This is a genomic window from Bradyrhizobium iriomotense, assembly GCF_018129405.1.
Lineage (GTDB): Bacteria > Pseudomonadota > Alphaproteobacteria > Rhizobiales > Xanthobacteraceae > Bradyrhizobium > Bradyrhizobium iriomotense_B.
The window spans coordinates 318126-337500 of record NZ_JAFCLP010000003.1 but is presented as its reverse complement, the minus strand read 5'-3'; the positions used below and the strand labels follow the sequence as shown (position 1 = coordinate 337500).

Annotated in this window: 15 protein-coding genes (1 of these 15 running past the window's edge); 10 read left to right on the top strand and 5 right to left on the bottom strand. The window is 64.7% G+C overall.

Annotation, left to right across the window (positions count from 1 at the left end; genetic code table 11):
* The 4 genes from JQ592_RS10710 to JQ592_RS10695 all read left to right on the top strand — a co-directional run.
* Window positions 1-348, top strand: partial view of a hypothetical protein gene (locus tag JQ592_RS10710; protein ID WP_211402823.1) — the 3' portion only. Its footprint begins 249 nt before the window's first position; only the last 348 of its 597 coding nucleotides appear in the window; its start codon lies off the left edge, out of view; its stop codon occupies window positions 346-348.
* A gap of 161 nt (window positions 349-509) precedes the next feature.
* Entirely contained in the window at window positions 510-1283 is a 774-nt protein-coding gene (locus tag JQ592_RS10705; protein WP_211402822.1) for an SDR family NAD(P)-dependent oxidoreductase, read from the top strand.
* Between the two features lie 291 nt (window positions 1284-1574).
* Complete coding sequence (glpK, locus tag JQ592_RS10700; RefSeq protein WP_211402821.1) at window positions 1575-3077, top strand: glycerol kinase GlpK; 1503 nt, start codon at window positions 1575-1577, stop codon at window positions 3075-3077.
* Between the two features lie 248 nt (window positions 3078-3325).
* Window positions 3326-3919 carry a GNAT family N-acetyltransferase gene (locus JQ592_RS10695; protein WP_211402820.1) on the top strand — a complete coding sequence of 198 codons (594 nt, stop codon included), beginning with the start codon at window positions 3326-3328 and terminating at the stop codon, window positions 3917-3919.
* Window positions 3920-4204: 285 nt separating this feature from the next.
* Here the strand turns inward: JQ592_RS10695 and JQ592_RS10690 are convergent, their stop codons facing one another.
* On the bottom strand, window positions 4205-5152 hold the full coding sequence (locus JQ592_RS10690; protein ID WP_433996413.1) for a threonine/serine dehydratase: 948 nt from the start codon (window positions 5150-5152) through the stop codon (window positions 4205-4207).
* A 63-nt stretch (window positions 5153-5215) separates the two neighbouring features.
* On the opposite strand from JQ592_RS10690, the gene JQ592_RS10685 reads away from it, so the two are divergent.
* Window positions 5216-5518: an ArsR/SmtB family transcription factor gene (locus JQ592_RS10685; protein ID WP_211402818.1), complete on the top strand. Its 303-nt coding sequence runs from the start codon at window positions 5216-5218 to the stop codon at window positions 5516-5518.
* A 143-nt stretch (window positions 5519-5661) separates the two neighbouring features.
* Entirely contained in the window at window positions 5662-6291 is a 630-nt protein-coding gene (locus JQ592_RS10680; protein ID WP_211402817.1) for a glutathione S-transferase family protein, read from the top strand.
* Window positions 6292-6644: 353 nt separating this feature from the next.
* Here JQ592_RS10680 and metH read toward each other — a convergent pair whose 3' ends face one another.
* Together metH and metF are read right to left on the bottom strand one after the other, a co-directional pair.
* Entirely contained in the window at window positions 6645-10484 is a 3840-nt protein-coding gene (gene metH / locus JQ592_RS10675) for a methionine synthase (RefSeq protein ID WP_211402816.1), read from the bottom strand.
* 6 nt (window positions 10485-10490) lie between these two features.
* Window positions 10491-11411 carry a methylenetetrahydrofolate reductase [NAD(P)H] gene (gene metF / locus JQ592_RS10670; RefSeq protein ID WP_211402815.1) on the bottom strand — a complete coding sequence of 307 codons (921 nt, stop codon included), beginning with the start codon at window positions 11409-11411 and terminating at the stop codon, window positions 10491-10493.
* A 391-nt stretch (window positions 11412-11802) separates the two neighbouring features.
* Here metF and JQ592_RS10665 point away from each other — a divergent pair, with 391 nt between their 5' ends.
* The gene (locus JQ592_RS10665) at window positions 11803-12819 is read left to right on the top strand and encodes an LLM class flavin-dependent oxidoreductase (protein ID WP_211402814.1); all 1017 of its coding nucleotides are present in this window, start codon (window positions 11803-11805) and stop codon (window positions 12817-12819) included.
* A gap of 126 nt (window positions 12820-12945) precedes the next feature.
* Here the strand turns inward: JQ592_RS10665 and JQ592_RS10660 are convergent, their stop codons facing one another.
* The gene (locus JQ592_RS10660; protein WP_211402813.1) at window positions 12946-13803 is read right to left on the bottom strand and encodes a prephenate dehydratase; all 858 of its coding nucleotides are present in this window, start codon (window positions 13801-13803) and stop codon (window positions 12946-12948) included.
* Window positions 13804-13824: 21 nt separating this feature from the next.
* The gene (locus JQ592_RS10655) at window positions 13825-14565 is read right to left on the bottom strand and encodes a 3-deoxy-manno-octulosonate cytidylyltransferase (protein WP_211402812.1); all 741 of its coding nucleotides are present in this window, start codon (window positions 14563-14565) and stop codon (window positions 13825-13827) included.
* A gap of 236 nt (window positions 14566-14801) precedes the next feature.
* Between JQ592_RS10655 and JQ592_RS10650 the strand changes: the two genes are divergently transcribed.
* The 3 genes from JQ592_RS10650 (at window position 14802) to JQ592_RS10640 (ending at window position 19374) form a co-directional block, all read left to right on the top strand.
* Window positions 14802-15356, top strand: a complete 555-nt coding sequence (locus JQ592_RS10650; RefSeq protein ID WP_211402811.1) for a c-type cytochrome — start codon at window positions 14802-14804, stop codon at window positions 15354-15356.
* A gap of 212 nt (window positions 15357-15568) precedes the next feature.
* Window positions 15569-17485 carry an extracellular solute-binding protein gene (locus tag JQ592_RS10645; protein WP_211402810.1) on the top strand — a complete coding sequence of 639 codons (1917 nt, stop codon included), beginning with the start codon at window positions 15569-15571 and terminating at the stop codon, window positions 17483-17485.
* A 14-nt stretch (window positions 17486-17499) separates the two neighbouring features.
* Window positions 17500-19374 carry an extracellular solute-binding protein gene (locus tag JQ592_RS10640; protein ID WP_211402809.1) on the top strand — a complete coding sequence of 625 codons (1875 nt, stop codon included), beginning with the start codon at window positions 17500-17502 and terminating at the stop codon, window positions 19372-19374.
* Window position 19375: the final 1 nt, after the last annotated feature.

Genomic DNA, 19375 nt, shown 5'->3' with positions numbered 1-19375 from the left:
ACCGCGCCCGACCAGAAGGTGATCGGCCAGCTCGACGGCGTCGCCAAGAAACACGGCTTCGCCGGCTATGACGACTACAACAACGTCGTCGATAACATCAGCCTGGTGATCGGCGGCTTCGATCCCGCCACCAAGAAATATGTCGGCACCGAAGCCGTGATCAAGGCGCAGATCGCGCAGGTCCAGGCCGACAAGAAGATGCCGGCCAAGGACAAGAAGGAAGCCCTCGACGAGCTCAACGCCGCGCTGAAGACGCCGGCGCCGGCCATCGAGAACAAGGGCAACATCGATCTCGTCGGCAAGTATTACGACAAGCTTGTCGCAGCGCTCGGCGACGACCAGAACTGACGGCCGCACCACGCTGCCGTCTGCTCTCGACAGACGGTGCAGCGCAAGCCACACTCTCCGCAATCCTCGCGCCCCGGCCAAGCCAACGCTTGGCCGGGGCTTTGTGCCGATCGGGGCGGGCAATGACGAGGAAACAAGTGGAAGCAGCGAGGCCGACAACAATGAAAAACACCCCGTTCGATCTCACCGGCAAGGTCGCCGTCGTCACCGGCTCGAGCCGCGGCATCGGCCGTTCATCGGCCGAACTTCTGGCAAAGCTCGGCGCGAAAGTCGTGGTCTCCTCGCGCAAGGCGGAGGCCTGCAAGGAAGTCGCCGACGGCATCAACGCGGCCGGCGGTGATGCCATCGTCATCCCCTGCAACATCGCGCGCAGGAACGAGGTCGAGGCGCTGATCGCAGGCAGCACGAAGCACTACGGCAAGATCGACATCCTCGTCTGCAATGCCGCGGTCAATCCGTACTACGGCCCTCTGCTCGACATCACCGATGAGGCCTTCGACAAGATCATGGGCTCCAACGTGAAGAGCAACATCTGGCTCTCCGCGCTCGCGATCCCGCAAATGGCCGAGCGCGGCAACGGCTCGGTGATCATCATCTCCTCGATCGGGGGCTTGCGCGGCTCCACCGTGATCGGCGCCTACGGCATCTCAAAGGCCGCCGACTTCGCGCTGTGCCGCAGTCTCGCCGGCGAATGGGGCCCGAAAGGCGTCCGCGTCAACTGCATCGCGCCGGGCCTCGTGAAAACCGATTTCGCCCGCGCGCTCTGGGAAGACGAAGCCATGCTCAAGCGCCGCACCGCCACCACGCCGCTGCGCCGCATCGGCGAACCCGACGAGATCGCCGGTGCCGTGGCCTATCTTGCTTCGGATGCCTCGAGCTTCATGACCGGCCAGACCATCGTCATCGACGGCGGCGTGACGACGGCGGCGGTGTAGCGGGTTGGCGCTGATCTCTCCGCGCATCGTCCCGGACAAGCGCAAGCGCAGATCCGGGACCCATAACCACAGGAAGTGGTTTGGCGAAGACTCGTTGTGACCAGCCAGCTCTACAACTTCTTCCTGGGGTTATGGGTCCCGGCGCCCGTGCGCAATAGCGCACTAGGCCGGGACGACGGCGAGCTTGGGGCGCTCTCTGGGATATTGACCTTCCGCCTCCAATCCGCTCCCTTTGGCCCGACACAACGACCCCATCAGGGAAACGCCAAGAAAACGCCAGGGTAAGCCGCCATGTCTTTTGTCCTCGCCATCGACCAGGGCACCACCTCCTCACGCGCGATCGTGTTTCGCGGCGATATTTCCATCGCAGCAAAAGCACAGCAGGAGTTTCCGCAGCACTTTCCGGCCTCGGGCTGGGTCGAGCACGAGCCGGAGGACATCTGGACCTCGACCGTGATGGTCTGCCGCGAGGCGATCGAGCATGCCGGCATCAGCGCAAAGGACATCGCCGCGATCGGCATCACCAACCAGCGCGAGACCACCGTGGTGTGGGACCGCGCCACGGGCCAAGCCGTGCACCGCGCCATCGTCTGGCAGGACCGTCGCACCGCCGACATCTGCGCGAAGCTGAAAGCGGACGGCCGCGAGCCCGTGATCTCTGAGAAGACCGGCCTGATCATCGATCCCTATTTCTCAGGCACCAAGGTCGCCTGGATCCTCGACCACGTCCCCGGCGCCCGCGCACGCGCCGCGCGCGGCGAGTTGATGTTCGGCACCATCGATTGCTATCTGCTCTGGCGCCTCACCGGCGGCAAGGTGCACGCCACCGACGCCACCAACGCCTCGCGCACGCTGCTGTTCAACATCCACACCGGCCAGTGGGACGACGAACTGCTGGAGATCATCGGCGTGCCGCGCTCGATGCTGCCCGAGGTGAAGGACTCCTCCGCCCGTTTCGGCGAGAGCACGCCCGACCTGTTCGGCGGCACGATTGCGATCTCCGGCATCGCCGGCGACCAGCAGGCCGCGACCATCGGCCAGGCCTGCTTCCGTCCGGGCATGATGAAGTCCACCTACGGCACCGGCTGCTTTGCCCTGCTCAACACCGGCACCACGCCCGTCGTCTCCAGGAACAAGCTGCTCACCACCGTGGCCTACCAGCTCGAGGGCAAGCGCACCTACGCGCTCGAAGGCTCGATCTTCGTCGCCGGCAGCGCGGTGCAATGGCTGCGCGACGGCCTCGGTATCATCAAGCACGCCGCCGAGACTGGACCGCTCGCCGATCAGTCGGACTCCATGCAGAGCGTCTATCTCGTCCCCGCCTTCGTCGGCATGGGCGCGCCCTACTGGAATCCGCGCGTGCGCGGCGCGCTGTTCGGCCTCACCCGCAACACCGGCCCCGCCGAGCTCGCCCACGCCGCGCTCGAAAGCGTCTGCTACCAGACGTTTGATCTGTGGGCCGCGATGCGCGCGGACTGGCCAAGCTCCGAAACCGCCAGCGTCGTGCTGCGCGTCGACGGCGGCATGACTGCCTCCGACTGGACCATGCAGCGCCTCGCCGATCTCCTCAACGCCCCCGTCGACCGCCCCGTGATCCAGGAGACCACGGCGCTGGGCGCTGCCTATCTCGCCGGCCTCAACGCCGGCGTCTATCCCGAGCCGACCAAATTCGCCGACAATTGGCGCCTTGAGCACCGCTTCAAGCCGAACATGAGCGAAGCGACGCGCGAACGGAAGCTCGCCGGCTGGGCAAGGGCAGTGAAGGGCGTGCTCGCGAGCGACGAGGGGGAATAGCGGGCGCGCAACGCGCACTGATAATAGTGGAGGCGATCACACTGCCGCCGAGGTGAATGACGCGCATCCAAAAACTCCGCCGTCGTCCTGGCGAAAGCCAGGACCCATAACCACCGAGCCAAGTTGCCTTGGACCGCTATCGGCCCCAGCCTGCCGCAACAACGACCAACTTGTGGTAATGGGTCCTGGCTTTCGCCAGGACGACACGGAGTGTGTGGCCGGCGTTCAGCTTCAAAGGGACGCATCCCATGATCCTCCCCGACGGCTATTCCGACGTCCCCGCCGGCAAGATCGCCGCCGTCGTCACCCACCTGGAGATGACCGCACCTCCCGCGCGCCGCGCCGATCCGCCAGGCGCGTGGTCCCTGCGCAAGGTCGACGCCCCCGCGCCCAACTGGTACCGCGACCTCTACCGCCGCGTCGGCGAGGAGTGGCTGTGGTTCTCGCGTCCGCGCATGACCGACACGGAGCTCGCCGCAATCATCCACGCGCCGGGCGTCGAAGTCTATGCACTGGCCGTCGACGGTCACGACGAAGGCCTGCTGGAGCTGGATTTCCGTCAGCCCGGCCAATGCGAGCTGGTCTATTTCGGCGTCACCGCGAGGCTGATCGGCACCGGCGCGGCCCGCTTCCTGATGAACCGCGCACTGGAAATTGCGTGGTCGCGCGACGTCCGCCGCGTCTGGGTGCACACCTGCACCTTCGATCATCCCTCCGCCGTCGCATTCTACCAGCGCTCCGGCTTCCGCCCGTTCCGCCGCCAGATCGAGATCGCCGACGATCCACGCCTCGACGGCATGGCGCCGCGCGATGCGGCGAAGCATGTGCCGATTATCGAATAGGGTGCGGCTGCCTCCTCACCGTCATTGCGAGGAGCTCTTGCGACGAAGCAATCCAGGATCTTGCCGCGGAAGGATTCTGGATTGCTTCGCGGAGCCTGTCATCGGGCCGCGCCACGCGCGGACCCGTTGGCTCGCAATGACGGAGCGTGGTGCTGCTCTTCTCCTTCAAATCGATGCATCAACACGTAACGGCATCGTAGCCCGGATGAGCGAAGCGATATCCGGGGAATCGCTCACAAGAAGTCCCCGCATGTCGCTGCGCTCATGCGGGCTACACGCCTGCAACTAGCTGTCGAAATTCACCGCCGTCGTGTTGGCGCCGCAGACCAGCACCGCGATGCGCTCGCCGGCCGAGGGACGATAGCGGCCGGAAAGCAGCGCGGCAAACGCGGCTGCGCCGCCGGGCTCGGCGACGAGACGCAGGCGCGACCACAGCGCGGCCTGGGCCTGCCGGATCGCCTCGTCGCTGACGAGGACGACGCGCTCGACATGGGAGCGCGCGATCGGAAACATCAAAGAGCCGACGCGTCGCGGCGCGAGGCTGTCGGCGGCAATGCCGCCGGCCGGCGCATCGACCGGTGCGCCGGCCGCGAAGGCGGCATGCAGGGTTGGCGACTGCTCCGGCTCGACCGCCACGATGCGCGTCCGGCCGGCACACCATGCCGCAATGCCGCCGATCAGCCCGCCGCCGCCGACCGCCACCAGCAGCGTGTCGATGTCGGGCGCGTCCTGCTCCAGCTCCAGGGCGACGCTGCCCTGCCCGAGCAGGGTTTCGGCCTGGTCGTAGGCATGGATCGCAAGCGCGCCGGTCTGCGCGACATGCGCCTCGCTCGCGGCAAGGGCATCGGCGTAGCGGTTGCCTGCGATCACGAGCTTTGCGCCATAGCCGCTGATGCGCTCGGCCTTGGCCGGTGAGGTGATATCGGGCACGAAGATCGTGGCGGGAACGCCGAGCTGCTGCGCAGCATAGGCGACGGCCGCGCCGTGATTGCCGCCGGATGCCGCGACGACGCCGGCCTCCGGCACCTGCCGCAACAGCAGATTGGCGAAAGCGCCCCGCGCCTTGAACGATCCGGAATGCTGCAGCATCTCGAGCTTGAACGTGACGCGTGTCGCCGGCAGGCCGAAATCGGCGAGGTCGGCCTGAATGAGCGGTGTGCGCCTGATATGCGGACGAATGACCGCCTCGGTCGCCGCGATCCGCTCCCGATTGATGTCCGTTGTCGCTGTCATGATGCCATCCAGAATAGCGCAAGGGAGAGTTGACATCAATTAGGTAATTAGCAAAATGGCTAAATGAAATTTGCCGTCGCCTTGCGGGCGCTCGCCAACGAACGCCGCCTGCAAATCCTGGATTGGCTGCGGGATCCGCGAAAGCATTTCCGCGAGCAGGCCGATGGCGATCTGGTCAAGGACGGCGTCTGCGGACTGCTGATCGCCGAAAAGCTCGGCGTCAGCGCACCGACGTTGAGCGAGCACATGCGGGTGCTGACGGCGGCAAAGCTGGTACGCGCCAAGCGGATCAAGCAGTGGACGATGTACAAGCGCAACGAAACCGCGATCGCCGCCATCAAGCGCGAGATCCGGGACGGTCTTTGAGCGCGCGGTGCGCGTGATGCTGTCGAGCGCGCCGATGCATCCGGCTCAATGCTCCATGTCCAACATCTTCCTTGCGCCGCGCCGCTCTTCCCGAGGATACTGATCGGCCCTGCCTTGTCCAATGAACCAGAAGAGCGCGAACCATGTTCCTGATCGGCCAATATGATTCCCCCTTCGTCCGCCGCGTCGCGATTGCGCTGCGGCTTTACGGGCTCGCTTTCGAGCACAAGCCGTGGTCGACTTTCGGCGATGCCGACAAGATTGCACCGTATAACCCGCTGCGGCGCGTGCCGACGCTGGTGCTCGACGACGGCGAGGCGCTGATCGAGAGCGCAAGCATCCTCGATTATCTCGACGAGCTGGTCGGCGCGGAGAGAGCGATGCTGCCGCGCAGCGGCGCCGGGCGGCGCAAGCACCTGCGCATCTGCGCGCTCGCCTCCGGTCTCGGCGACAAGGCGGTCAGCCTGCTCTACGAGCGCGTGCTGCGGAAGGAGCAGCTCGCGCTATGGGTCGAGCGCTGCCAGGCACAGATCGGCGACGTCCTGAAGGTGCTGGAAGCCGAGCGCGTCAAGGTGACGACGCCGTACTGGCTGGGTGACCGCATCGGCCATGCCGACATCGTGGTCGCCTGCGTCGTCCGCTTCACCCGCGAAGCCCATCCGCAGCTGTTCGATGCCGCGCGGTATCCGGCGTTGTCAGCGCATGCCGAGCGCTGCGACGCGCTGGCGCCATTCCAGGAAATCGTGCAGCCGCTGGCCCCGCCGAAGGGATGAGCAACGAAACCGTCATGGCGAAGTGGCTGCGCACGCGCTGCTTCTCCAATGTCGTCCTGGCGAAAGCCAGGACCCATTACCCCAGGGCGCAGTTTGGCGAAGATTCGTCGTTCGGTATTGCTATCGCTTCTGATCGATGGATCACGCGGTATGGGTCCTGGCCTTCGCCAGGACGACACCGACGGTGTGGCGCGCGCGCTCCCTTACCGACGACGACGGGCGATGATGAAATATTACCGCTGTTTTGCCCGACGCCGCAAGGCCGTTTCGGCAAGACCGAAATTCGTCAATCCTTTCAACCCCATTCTACTGTGCATGGGGTTGTTTTCGCATTTTTGTTTTGGAAGGCGCGACTAGCCCGCGCCCGCGCGCTTCTTCTGCCAGACCAGATGCACCGCGCAGGTGCAGCCGGGCGGATGCGAGGCGAGGTCTTTCGACGTCTCGTCGTTCGCCGGCGTTGCCACGAAGGCCTGCTGTGACGGGATGTAGTTGAGCACCGGCGCGAGCCAGCGCTCGGCTTCCGCCACACTCATGCCCTTGCGCGCGGCGTAGTCTTCGACCTGGTCGCGCTCGATCTTGCCGACGCCGAAATAATAGCTCTCGGGGCTGGCGAAATAGAGCCCGGACACGGATGAGCCCGGCCACATCGCAAAGCTCTCGGTCAGCTTCACACCGGCCGTGTTCTCGGCATCGAGCAGCGCGAACAGCGTCCCCTTCTCGGTGTGATCAGGCTGCGCGGGATAGCCGGGCGCGGGGCGGATGCCAGAGTACTTTTCGAGGATCAGCTCGTCGTTGGACAGCGCCTCGTCCGGGGCATAGGCCCAGAACTCGCGGCGCACGCGGGCATGCATGCGCTCGGCAAAGGCTTCGGCGAGACGGTCGGCCAGCGCCTTGCACAGGATCGAGGAGTAATCGTCATTGGCGCTTCTGAAGCGGTCGGCAACCGCATCCTCGCCGATGCCCGTGGTGACGACGAAGCCGCCGATATAGTCGGGCACACCCGCCGGCGCGATGAAGTCGGCGAGCGCCGCATTGAAACGGCCCTCGCGCTTCTCGAGCTGCTGGCGCAGCGTGTGCAGTGTCGCGATTTGCTTCGTGCGGCTCTCGTCGGCATAGAGCACGATATCGTCGCCTTCAGCATTCGCCGGCCAGAAGCCGATCGTCGCGCGCGCCCGGAACCATTTCTCCTTGACGATGGTGTCGAGCATCTTGCGCGCATCGTCATAGAGCGAGCGCGCGACCTCGCCGACCTTGGCGTCATCGAGAATGGCGGGGAAGCGTCCCGCGAGCTCCCAGGTCTGGAAGAACGGCGTCCAGTCGATATACGGCACGAGCTCGGCGAGGTCGTATGCGTCGAAGCTGCGGATGCCGAGGAAGGTCGGCTTCATCGGCTTGTTCTTCGCGAAATCGACCGGCACGCGGTTGGTGCGGGCGTCGCTGAGCTTCAGGCGCTTCTTGTCGGCCTGCGCGCGCAAATGCGCCTCCGAGATCTTTGCGTATTCGGCGCGGACCTCGGCGGCATAGGCCTCGCGCTTCTCGGGCGAGAGCAGCGAGGAGGCGACGCCGACGGCGCGGCTGGCGTCGTTGACGTGCACGACGGGGCCGGCGCGATAGCTCGGGTCGATCTTCACTGCGGTGTGCACGCGGCTGGTCGTGGCACCGCCGATCAGCAGCGGCAGCTTGAACCCTTCGCGCTGCAATTCGCCGGCGAAGAACGCCATCTCGTCGAGCGAGGGCGTGATCAGGCCGGAGAGACCGACGATGTCGGCCTTCTCCGCTTTCACGGTCTCGACGATCTTGGCGGCCGGCACCATCACGCCGAGGTCGATGACCTCGAAATTGTTGCACTGGAGCACGATGCCGACGATGTTCTTGCCGATGTCGTGGACGTCGCCCTTCACCGTCGCAAGCACGATCTTGCCGGCGGACGAGGAGCTCTCGGTGCCGATGCCGCTGGCAAGGTTGCGCGCCTTCTCCTCCTCCATGAACGGCATCAGGTAAGCAACGGCCTGCTTCATGACGCGCGCGGACTTGACCACCTGCGGCAGGAACATTTTTCCGTCGCCGAAGAGATCGCCGACCACGTTCATGCCGGCCATCAGCGGCCCCTCGATGACGTCGAGCGGACGCGAGGAATTCTTGCGGGCCTCTTCGGTATCCTGCTCGATGAACTCGGTGATGCCGTGCACCAGCGAATGCGACAGCCGCTTCTGCACCGGCCATTCGCGCCAGGCGAGGTCGGCTTCCTTGCTCTCGGTCTTCTTGCCGCGGAATTTCTCCGCGAGCGCCAGCAGCCGTTCGGAGGCGCCGGGGTCGCGGTTGAGAACGACGTCCTCGCAGGTCTGGCGCAGCTCCGGATCGATGTCGTCATAGACGATCATCTGCCCGGCATTGACGATGCCCATGTCCATGCCGGCCTTGATGGCGTGATACAGGAACACCGAGTGCATCGCCTCGCGCACCGGCTCGTTGCCGCGGAACGAGAACGACAAATTGGAGACGCCGCCCGAGATGTGCGCGCCGGGCAGGTTCTGGCGGATCCAGCGCGTCGCCTCGATGAAGTCGACGCCGTAATTGTTGTGCTCCTCGATGCCGGTCGCGATCGCAAAAATGTTGGGATCGAAGATGATGTCCTCGGGCGGGAAGCCGACCTTGTTCACCAGGATGTCGTAGGCGCGCTTGCAGATCTCGGTCTTGCGCGCAAACGTGTCGGCCTGGCCGACCTCGTCGAACGCCATCACCACGACCGCCGCGCCATGGCGACGGGCGATCTTCGCCTCGTGGATGAACTTCTCCTCGCCTTCCTTCATCGAGATCGAGTTGACGACCGGCTTGCCCTGCACGCATTTCAGGCCGGCTTCGATCACCGAGAACTTCGAGGAATCGACCATGACAGGGACGCGGGCGATGTCGGGCTCGGCGGCGACGAGGTTGAGGAAGGTCACCATCGCCGCTTCGGAATCGAGCAGGCCTTCGTCCATGTTGACGTCGATGATCTGCGCGCCGTTCTCGACCTGGTCGCGCGCGACCTGCAGCGCGGCGGTGTAGTCGCCGGCGGTGATCAGCTTGCGGAAGCGGGCCGATCCCGTGACGTTGGTGCGCTCGCCGACGTTGACGAAGGGAATCGCGTCCGTCAGCACGAACGGCTCGAGGCCGGAGAGCCGCAGGCGTGGTTCGATCTCCGGCACGATGCGCGGCTTGTGCGGACCGACCGCAGCGGCGATCGCCGCGATATGGTCCGGCGTGGTGCCGCAGCAGCCGCCGACGATGTTGACGAGGCCGTCGCGCGCGAACTCGCCGACGAGGCGCGCCATGTACTCCGGCGTCTCGTCATACTGGCCGAATTCATTGGGCAGGCCGGCGTTCGGATAGGCGCACACAAGCGTATCGGCAACGCGGCCGATATCGGCGATGTGCGCGCGCAGATCTTCCGCGCCGAGTGCGCAGTTGAAGCCGATGGTGATGGGTTTTGCGTGCCGCACCGAATTCCAGAACGCTTCCGGCATCTGGCCCGAGAGCAGGCGGCCGGACTTGTCGGTGATGGTGCCCGACACCATCACGGGCATGTCGATGCCGAGCTCTTCGGTGATCTCGGCGATCGCATAGAGCGCCGCCTTGGCGTTGAGCGTGTCGAAGATGGTCTCGACCAGCAGCAAATCGACGCCGCCGTCGATCAGGCCGCGAATCTGCTCGCCATAGGATTTGCGCAAATCATCGAAGGTGACGGCGCGGTAGCCGGGGTTGGAAACGTCGGGTGAGATCGAGGCGGTGCGGTTGGTGGGGCCGATGGCACCCGCAACGAAGCGCGGCTTGCCGTCTTCGGCTTCGACGCGGCGTGCGGCATTGCCGGCGAGGCGCGCGCCTTCGCGTGCCATCTCGTAGACGATGTCGGTGAGGTCGTAATCGGCCTGCGCGATCGACGTCGTCGAGAACGTGTTGGTCGCGACGATGTCAGCACCGGCGCGCAAATAGGCGGCGTGGATGTCCTCGATCGCCTGCGGCTGGGTCAGGATCAACAGGTCGTTGTTGCCGCGCAGGTCGCGATGGAAATTCTTGAAGCGCTCGCCGCGGAAGGCTTTCTCGTCGAACTGCAGATTCTGGATCATCGTGCCCATGGCGCCGTCGAGCACGAGGATGCGCTCGCGCGCGGCGTTCAGCAGGGCAGTTCGCTTGGCAGAAACGGGTACGGTCATCTTCTCTTACGCAGCCTTCTGGGCGCTCTTGGCGCGAATGCCGAGCAAATGGCTGATCGCGAACACGAGATCGGCGCGGTTCATGGTGTAGAAATGAAAGGTGTCGACGCCGTGCTTGGCGAGCTTCTGCACCTGGCCGGCCGCGACGGTCGCGGCCACCAGCTTGCGCGTCTCGGCATCGTCATCGAGGCCCTCGAACTTCGCGGCGAGCCAGTCGGGCACGGAGGTGCCGTTCCGGGTGACGAAATTGCGCGCCTGCTTGAAATTGTGCATGGGCATGATGCCCGGCACGACCGGAATGTCGATGCCGCGCGCGCGGACGCGGTCGAGATAGCGGAAGTAAAAGTCGTTATCGAAGAACACCTGGGTGATCGCGCGCGTCGCGCCGGCATCGACCTTGGCCTTCAGCGTGTCGAGATCGGCGTCGAAGTCGCGCGCCTCGGGGTGCTTCTCGGGATAGGCCGAGACTGACACTTCGATATCCGCGTGCCGCCTCTTGATCCCAGCGACGAGGTCCGCGGAGCTCTGGTAGCCGTCGGGATGGCTGGAGTAGGGCGTGCCGATGCCGCCGGCGGGATCACCGCGCAAGGCCACGATGTGGCGGACGCCGACCTCGTGATAGCGGTCGACGATCTCGTCGATCTCGCCGCGCGAGGCGCCGACGCAGGTCAGATGCGCCGCCGGCAGCAGCGCAGTCTCCTTCAGGATGCGCGTGATGGTGGAGTGGGTGCGCTCCCGTGTCGAGCCGCCGGCGCCATAGGTCACCGAGACGAATTTCGGGTCGAGCGGGGCCAGCCGGTTGATGGTCTCCCAGAGATTGCGCTCCATCTCCTCGGTCTTGGGCGGAAAGAACTCGAAGGAGATCGCAGGCCGCTTCAGGTGCCCGTCTTGCCGGTCGGCTGTCGCAGGGGTCGTCAGGTCAGTCATGGCACCACTCGCTAAGGATCCCGCCAGGTCTGGCCGGCCGTCGGGTCTAGATTGGGAGAGCCTAAGATAGGGCAAAGCCCGAAAGGTCGACAGCCCATTGGGAATGGGAAATCGCCCACTTGTGTTAGATGGTGTGGTATTTTTCTGCCATTTTCAAATCCGGGTGGGATATCGGCGGATGTAGAAATTATATAGTAAATTTAAATATTTGACGTAGATTAGCGGGAGTACAGTACCGCCAAAGCCGGGGTGGGCAGTGTGATGATTGTGTTTCTCGTGCTGCCTTCGTCCCAACGTCACAGTTGGCGGGCGCACAGGCGCGGCCCTCACACGCCAGACCTGCGTCGCCGACCCATTGCCGCCGCGCGGCCCTTCACTACGTTAACCCGCCATGATCCCGCTCTCAGTCCTCGACCTCTCCGTCGTCACCACAGGCACCAAGCCGGCCGCGGCGCTGCGCAACAGCATCGACCTGGCGCGGCATGTCGATGGCCTCGGCTATGTCCGCTATTGGCTCGCCGAGCATCACAACCTCGCCTCGGTCGCGAGCCCGGCGCCCGATGTGATGATCGGGCAGATCGCGGCGGTCACGAAGCACATCCGCGTCGGCTCAGGCGGCGTGATGCTGCCCAACCACGCGCCGCTGGTCGTGGCCGAGCGCTTCAAGATGCTGGAGGCGCTGTTTCCCGGCCGCATCGACCTTGGGCTCGGCCGCGCGCCCGGCACCGACGGCGCCACGGCCTACGCGCTGCGCAGCCGGCTCGATCGCCGCGAGGGCGACGATTTCCTGGAGCGGCTGCACGAACTGATCCTGTGGGAGACGCGCGAATTTCCGTCAGGTCACCCCTACAACAACGTCGTGGCGATGCCCGACGACACCGCCCTGCCGCCGATCTGGCTGCTCGGCTCCAGCGATTATTCTTCGGAGCTCGCCGCGCAAGTCGGCATGGGCTTCGCCTTCGCGCATCATTTCGCATCCCACGATGCGATCGACGCGATGGTACATTACCGCAATCGCTTCCAGCCGTCGGCCTGGCGTGCGAGCCCGCATGCGATCCTCGCGGTGGCCGTCATTGCGGCGGAGACGGACGAGGCGGCCGAAAAGCTCGCGACGTCGTTCGACCTCAATCGCCTCCGCCGCGACCGCGGCCAATATCTGCCGCTGCCGAGCGTCGAGGAGGCGCTGGCCTATCCTTACTCCGATTCCGAGCGCACCTCGATTGCCCGCAACCGCTCGCGCCTGTTCGTCGGCAATCCGGCGACGGTGCAGCAAAAGCTGCAGCCGCTGATCGATGCGAGCAAGCCGGACGAGCTGATGATGATCACCGCCGTGTACGATCACGAGGCGCGGAAGAGGTCGTATTCGCTGCTGGCGGAGGCGTTTGGGCTGGCGAAGCAGGCGGCTTAAGCTGTCGTCCCGGCGAAGGCCGGGACCCATACTCCGAGACGGACGTTTGGCGAAGATTGGCAACTGGCAGCGTGCGCACCAACTGAGGCCGGTGGTTATGGGCCCCGGCCTTCGCCGGGGCGACGGTCAATCCTGCGACTCGCTGAATGTCGCGCGGAACGGATGCCCCGGATAGACGCCGACGATGCGGAATTCGCGCGAGAAGAATTTCAGCTCCTCGATGGCGAAGGCAAGGCCCTTGTCCTCAGGGTGGCCGTCGACGTCGGCGTAGAACTGCGTGGCGAAGAAATTGCCGTCGACCATGTAGCTCTCGAGCTTGGTCATGTTGACGCCGTTGGTGGCGAAGCCGCCGAGCGCCTTGTAGAGCGCTGCGGGAAGATTGCGCACCCGGAATACAAAAGTGGTGACCAGCGGGCCCGAGCCTTGCGCGGCCCATTTCGGGTCGCGGGCCAGCACCACGAAGCGCGTGGTGTTATGGGCCTCGTCCTCGATGTCCTCGGCGAGGATGTCGAGGCCGTAAATCTTGGCGGCGAGGCGCGAGGCGATCGCGGCGACGGTCTTGTCCTTTCGCTCGGAAATGTCGCGGGCGCTGCCGGCGGTGTCGGCGTGCACGATCGGCTTGATGCCGAGCTTGCGGATGATGCGCCGGCACTGACCGAGCGCGTGCACATGGCTCTCGACGCTCTTGATGTCTTCGAGCTTGGTTCCTTTCACCGCCATCAGCTGATGGCGGACCGGCAAGAACCATTCGCCGATGATGAACAGGCCGGAGGCCGGCAAGAGGTGATGGATGTCGGCGACGCGGCCGGCGACCGAATTCTCGATCGGGATCATGCCGAGATCGGCCTCGCCCGAGGAGATCGCCGACAGCGCGTCTTCAAACGTGGCGCAGGGCATCGGCTCGGCGTCGGGGTAGGCCTCGACGATGGCGATGTGGGAATTGGCTCCGGGTTCGCCCTGGAATGCGATCTTCATCTTGCTCATGGTCGGCCTTGTAGCAGCGGCTCAGGATTTGGAAAGGAGGCTGCGCGCGGTTTCGAGATCGGGCGGCGTGTCGACGCCGCGGGGTACGCTGTCGACGATCATGATGTCGATGCGCATGCCGGCCTCCACTGCCCGGAGCTGCTCCAGGCTCTCCTGTTTTTCGAGGGGCGAGGGCGGCAGCGACACGAACCGCTCCAGCGCCGCGCGGCGATAGGCATAAAGGCCGATGTGGTGGTATCGCGGTCCGTCGCCGTAAGGGGCGGTGGCGCGGGTGAAATAAAGTGCACGCAATCGCTTCGGCCCGATCGGCGAGCCGATGGCCTTCACCACGCTCGGCGCGAGGTCCTCCTCCTCGGTGTGGATCTGCGAGGCCAGCGTCACGATGTCGACCGCGGGATCGTCAAAGGGCGGCAGCACCTCGCGGATGGTTGCCGGCGTGATGGTCGGGAAATCGCCCTGGAGATTGATCACGATCTCGGCCTTGCCCGCGGGATCGAGCTTCTGCATGGCCTCGTGGATGCGGTCGGAGCCGGAAGGATGGTCGGCGCGGGTCATCACGGCCTCGCCGCCATGGGCGGTCACGACCGAGGCGATTTCGTCCGTGTCCGTGGCTACCGCAACCCGGCCGATGCCGGCGGCTTCCGCACGGCGCAGCACATGCACGATCATCGGCAGGCCCGCGATATCGGCGAGCGGCTTGCCGGGCAGGCGGGTGGCGGCCATGCGGGCCGGGATCAGCACCAGGATGCGGGGATCGATCATTGGGTTCAAAGGTCTGGGGTCAAGGGCCTGGAAACGGAGCGTTTTCCGCGCCGAGAAATGGGGTGGGGACGGGTTCGAAGCCGGGTCGCTTATACGGGTTGCCAGACCCCGGGCAAACCGATATCTCAGTGGCAAAACTCGGGGAAACAACAAGGAACGTTCTGATTCTCCCGAGGCTCGTCCTGGCGGCCGCTTGGGCCGCTGTTTCCTTCTTGCGGTGTGGGGCCTGGCCGGAAATGGACTCTTTCGAACTCAACAAGATTCTCGGTGCCGTGCTCGGCACCTGTCTCATCCTGCTGGTGACGAGCTTCACCGCGAGTGCGCTGTTCTCCCCCAAGATGCCGGAAAAGCCGGGTTTCGAGATCGCGGTGAAGGAAGACGCCGGCCACGGCAAGGAAGGCGGCGCTGCCGCGGCCTCCTCCGAGCCGATCGAAAAGCTGCTCCAGACCGCCTCGGTCGAGAAGGGCGCGGCCGCCGCCAAGAAGTGCGGCGCCTGCCACACCTTCGAGAAGGGCGGCCCGAATCGCGTCGGTCCGAACCTCTATGGCGTCGTCGGCGAGGCCAGGGGCCAGGGCCGTGGTGGCTTCAACTTCTCGGCCGCGATGAAGGGCAAGGGCGGCACCTGGACCTTCGACGACCTCAACAAGTTCATCGCCAATCCGAAGGGATTCATCCCGGGCACCGCGATGGGCTTCGCCGGTATCCCCAAGGATTCCGAGCGCGCCGACGTTATCGCCTATCTGAACTCGCTGTCGGAGCATCCGCAGCCGCTGCCGACGGCGTCGAAGTAAGGCCTTCAAGAATCGATCTTGGAAGATGCGGCCAGGCTGAAAAGCCTGGCCGTTTCCTTATCCGGACCTCGCGGGCTCGTTATCGGGGCTTTTGGCCGCATCTGAGAGGCCGTCCGGCCTTCCAACATGAGGAAAAAGCAACATATTCCGTCGAAACCTCGCCTATATTGGGACCTTAAAGGAGTAGCCTCCTTCAAGACAGGAATGTTGATTTGGCCATCACCCGACGCGATCTCCTGCTCACCGGCACTGCGGCCGCAGCGCTTCCCGTCCTCGGTTCCGTGGCGGGCGTTCCCGTCGTCGGCGCGGCCCAGGCGCAATCGGCGAGCGAACTGCCTTCAAATGGGCTGACCTGGCGCCATGCGCTTTCGCTGTTCGGAAAGGTCAAGTACCCCGCCGACTTCAAGCGCTTCGACTACGTCAATCCGGAAGCGCCGAAGGGCGGCGTCGCGCGCCAGATCGCCGTTGGCACGTTCGACAATTTCAACATCGTCGTGTCGGGGGTAAAGGGCCAGGTTTCCGGAGCGGTCGCGTTCATCTACGAATCCCTGCTGACGCCCGCGCTCGACGAAGTCTCGACCGAATATGGCGCGCTGGCCGAAGCCGTCAGCCATCCGGACGATTTCTCCTTCGTCACCTATCGCTTGCGGCCGCAGGCCAAATGGCACGACGGCAAGCCCGTCACCGTCGAGGACGTGATCTTCTCGCTCGATTCGTTCAAGAAGCACCACCCGATGTACTCGGCCTATTACAGCCATGTGGTGAAGGCGGAGAAGGTCGGCGAGCGCGACGTGAAATTCGTGTTCGATGCGCCGGGCAACCGCGAGCTGCCGCAGATCGTGGGCCAGCTCACGGTCCTGCCGAAGCATTGGTGGGAGGGCACCGACGCGCAGGGCCGCAAGCGCGATGTCTCCGCGACCACGCTGGAAGTGCCGCTCGGCTCCGGACCCTACAAGGTCAAGGAATTCGTTGCCGGTCGCTCGATCGTGCTGGAGCGCGTCAAGGATTATTGGGGGCGCGATTTCCCCGCCAATGTCGGCCGCAACAATTTCGACGAGCTGCGCTACGAGTATTTCCGCGATGCCACCGTCGCGATCGAGGCCTTCAAGGCCGATCAGGTCGATTGGCGCACCGAGAACAGTGCGAAGAACTGGGCGACGGCCTACGATTTCCCGGCCGTGGCCGAAAAGCGCGTGATCCTCGAGGAGTTCGCCAATCGCAGCTCGGGTGTGATGCAGGCTTTCGTCCCAAACCTGCGCCGCGCCAAGTTCAGCGATCCGCGCGTGCGCCGTGCGCTCAACTATGCCTTCGACTTCGAGGAGATGAACAAGCAGATCTTCTACGGTCAGTACAAGCGCATCAGCAGCTATTTCGACGGCATCGACGAGCTCATGGCGACCGGGGTGCCGCAGGGCAAGGAGCTCGAGATCCTCGAGACTGTTCGTGCCGAAGTGCCGCCCGAAGTCTTCACGACGGCCTACACCAATCCGGTCGGCGGCAGTCCGGAAGCCGTGCGCGACAATCTCCGCGAGGCGCTGCGCCTGTTCAAGGAGGCCGGCTACGAGGTGCGCGACCGCAAGCTGATCGACGTCAAGACCGGCGCTCAGTTCTCGCTTGAATTGCTGAACCAGGATCCGAGCTTCGAACGGGTCACGCTGTTCTACAAGCCGTCACTGGAGCGGCTCGGCATCGCCGTCAGCGTGCGGACGGTCGATCCGACCCAATACGAGAACAGGACGCGCGACTGGGATTTCGACGTCGTCACCAACTCCTGGGGCGAGTCGCAATCGCCGGGCAACGAGCAGCGCGAGTTCTGGTCATCCAAGTCGGCCGACATTGCCGGCTCGCGCAATATCACGGGCATCAAGAATCCGGCGGTCGACAAGCTGATCGAACGGTTGATCTACGCCAGGGATCGCGACGATCTCGTCGCGGCCACCAAGGCGCTTGACCGCGTGCTGCTGTGGAATCACTACGTCGTGCCGCAGTGGACCTACACCAAGATACGCACCGCACGCTGGGATCGCTTCGGCCGGCCCTCGGAATTGCCCAAATACGGTCAGTCCGGTTTCCCGTTCATCTGGTGGTACGACGCAGACAAGGCGGCGCGGATCGCAAAGAAGTCGTGAAGGATATCCCCCGCATGGCGCAACTTTCACGCCGGCATGTGCTGGTTTTGGGTGCCGGCGGTGCGCTCAGCGCCGCTCTGTCGCGCGGCGCGGCGGCGTCGGAGGGGCCGGCCGAGGCCCACGGCATCTCGGCCTTCGGCGATCTCAAATATCCCGCCGACTTCCACCACTTCGACTACGTCAAACTCGACGCGCCGAAGGGCGGCACGTTCTCCCTCATTCCGTCGGTGCGCGCCTACAACCAGTCCTACCAGACCTTCAACTCGCTCAACGCCTTCATCCTGAAAGGCGACGGCGCGCAAGGCATGGACATGACGTTTTCGCCGCTGATGGTTCGGGCAAACGACGAGCCGGACGCGATGTACGGGCTGGCGGCCAAATCCGTGCAGATATCGCCCGACAAGCTGGTCTATCGCTTCACCATGCGGCCCGAGGCGAAATTCCATGACGGGACCAGGCTCACTGCCCACGATGCGGCGTTTTCGCTGACGGCGCTGAAGACCAAGGGACATCCGCTGATCATCGTGCAGATGCGTGACATGGTCAGTGCGGAAGCGCTCGACGACGCGACGCTCGTCGTCACCTTCGCCAAGGGACGTGCGCGCGACGTGCCGCTCTATGTCGCGGGTCTGCCGATCTTCTCCAAGGCGTATTACGCATCCCGCCCGTTCGACGAGTCGTCGCTGGAGATTCCGCTCGGCTCGGGTCCGTACAAGGTCGGCAGGTTCGAGGTCAATCGCTACATCGAGTTCGAGCGGGTGAAGGACTGGTGGGCCGCCGATCTGCCGGTTTGCCGCGGCAGCTACAATTTCGATGTCGTGCGCTACGAATTCTATCGCGACCGCGATATCGCCTTCGAGGGCTTTACCGGCAAGAACTATCTCTATCGCGAGGAGTTCACCTCCCGCATCTGGGCGACGCGCTACGACTTTCCGGCCGTGAAGGATGGTCGCGTCAAGATGGAGGTCGTGCCCGACGATACGCCGTCCGGTGCGCAAGGTTGGTTCATCAACACGCGGCGCGAGAAGTTCAAAGACCCGCGCGTGCGCGAGGCCCTGATCAACGCCTTCGACTTCGAATGGACCAACAAGACCATCATGTACGGCGCTTATGCCCGTACGGTGTCGCCATTCCAGAATTCCGACCTGATGGCCAGCAACGGGCCTCCGTCGCCGGAAGAGCTGAAGCTGCTGGAGCCGTTCCGCGGCCAGATTCCCGAGGAGGTGTTCGCGGCGCCGTTCACGCCGCCGGTCTCCGACGGCTCCGGGCAGGACCGAAGCTTGTTGCGCAAGGCACAGCAACTGCTGACCGAGGCCGGCGTGCCGATCAAGGACGGCAAGCGGGTGCTGCCGAACGGCGAGGTCTTCAAGATCGAGTTTCTGCTGGACGAGCCTTCGTTCCAGCCGCACCACGCGCCCTACATCAAGAATCTGGGCACGCTCGGCATCGAGGCGAGCGTGCGCGTCGTCGATCCCGTGCAGCACAAGGCGCGGCAGGAAGATTTCGACTTCGACATGACGATCCAGCGCTTCAGCATGTCGGCGACGCCGGGTGATGCCATGCGCGCGTTCTTCTCCTCGCAGGTCGCGAACACCAAGGGCTCGTATAATCTCGCGGGCGTCGCCAGCCCGGCGATCGACGCCATGATCGAGAAGATCATGGCGGCCGACAGCCGCGACGAATTGACGGTCGCCTGTCGGGCCTTCGATCGGCTGTTCCGCGCCGGCCGCTATTGGGTGCCGCAATGGTATAACAAGACCCACCGGCTCGCCTATTGGGATCAGTTCGGTCATCCGCAGAAGCTGCCGCGTTACGCCAACGGCGTCGGTGCTCCCGACATCTGGTGGTATGAACCCGCCAAGGCGGCCAAGCTCGAGCAGGCGAAATAAT

What these genes read in the sequence shown, in the direction of transcription:
- JQ592_RS10705 (WP_211402822.1), top strand. Translation starts at nt 510, where the DNA reads ATGAAAAACACCCCGTTCGATCTCACCGGCAAGGTCGCCGTCGTCACC.
- glpK (WP_211402821.1), top strand. Translation starts at nt 1,575, where the DNA reads ATGTCTTTTGTCCTCGCCATCGACCAGGGCACCACCTCCTCACGCGCG.
- JQ592_RS10695 (WP_211402820.1), top strand. Translation starts at nt 3,326, where the DNA reads ATGATCCTCCCCGACGGCTATTCCGACGTCCCCGCCGGCAAGATCGCC.
- JQ592_RS10690 (WP_433996413.1), bottom strand. Translation starts at nt 5,152, where the DNA reads ATGACAGCGACAACGGACATCAATCGGGAGCGGATCGCGGCGACCGAG.
- JQ592_RS10685 (WP_211402818.1), top strand. Translation starts at nt 5,216, where the DNA reads ATGAAATTTGCCGTCGCCTTGCGGGCGCTCGCCAACGAACGCCGCCTG.
- JQ592_RS10680 (WP_211402817.1), top strand. Translation starts at nt 5,662, where the DNA reads ATGTTCCTGATCGGCCAATATGATTCCCCCTTCGTCCGCCGCGTCGCG.
- metH (WP_211402816.1), bottom strand. Translation starts at nt 10,484, where the DNA reads ATGACCGTACCCGTTTCTGCCAAGCGAACTGCCCTGCTGAACGCCGCG.
- metF (WP_211402815.1), bottom strand. Translation starts at nt 11,411, where the DNA reads ATGACTGACCTGACGACCCCTGCGACAGCCGACCGGCAAGACGGGCAC.
- JQ592_RS10665 (WP_211402814.1), top strand. Translation starts at nt 11,803, where the DNA reads ATGATCCCGCTCTCAGTCCTCGACCTCTCCGTCGTCACCACAGGCACC.
- JQ592_RS10660 (WP_211402813.1), bottom strand. Translation starts at nt 13,803, where the DNA reads ATGAGCAAGATGAAGATCGCATTCCAGGGCGAACCCGGAGCCAATTCC.
- JQ592_RS10655 (WP_211402812.1), bottom strand. Translation starts at nt 14,565, where the DNA reads ATGATCGATCCCCGCATCCTGGTGCTGATCCCGGCCCGCATGGCCGCC.
- JQ592_RS10650 (WP_211402811.1), top strand. Translation starts at nt 14,802, where the DNA reads ATGGACTCTTTCGAACTCAACAAGATTCTCGGTGCCGTGCTCGGCACC.
- JQ592_RS10640 (WP_211402809.1), top strand. Translation starts at nt 17,500, where the DNA reads ATGGCGCAACTTTCACGCCGGCATGTGCTGGTTTTGGGTGCCGGCGGT.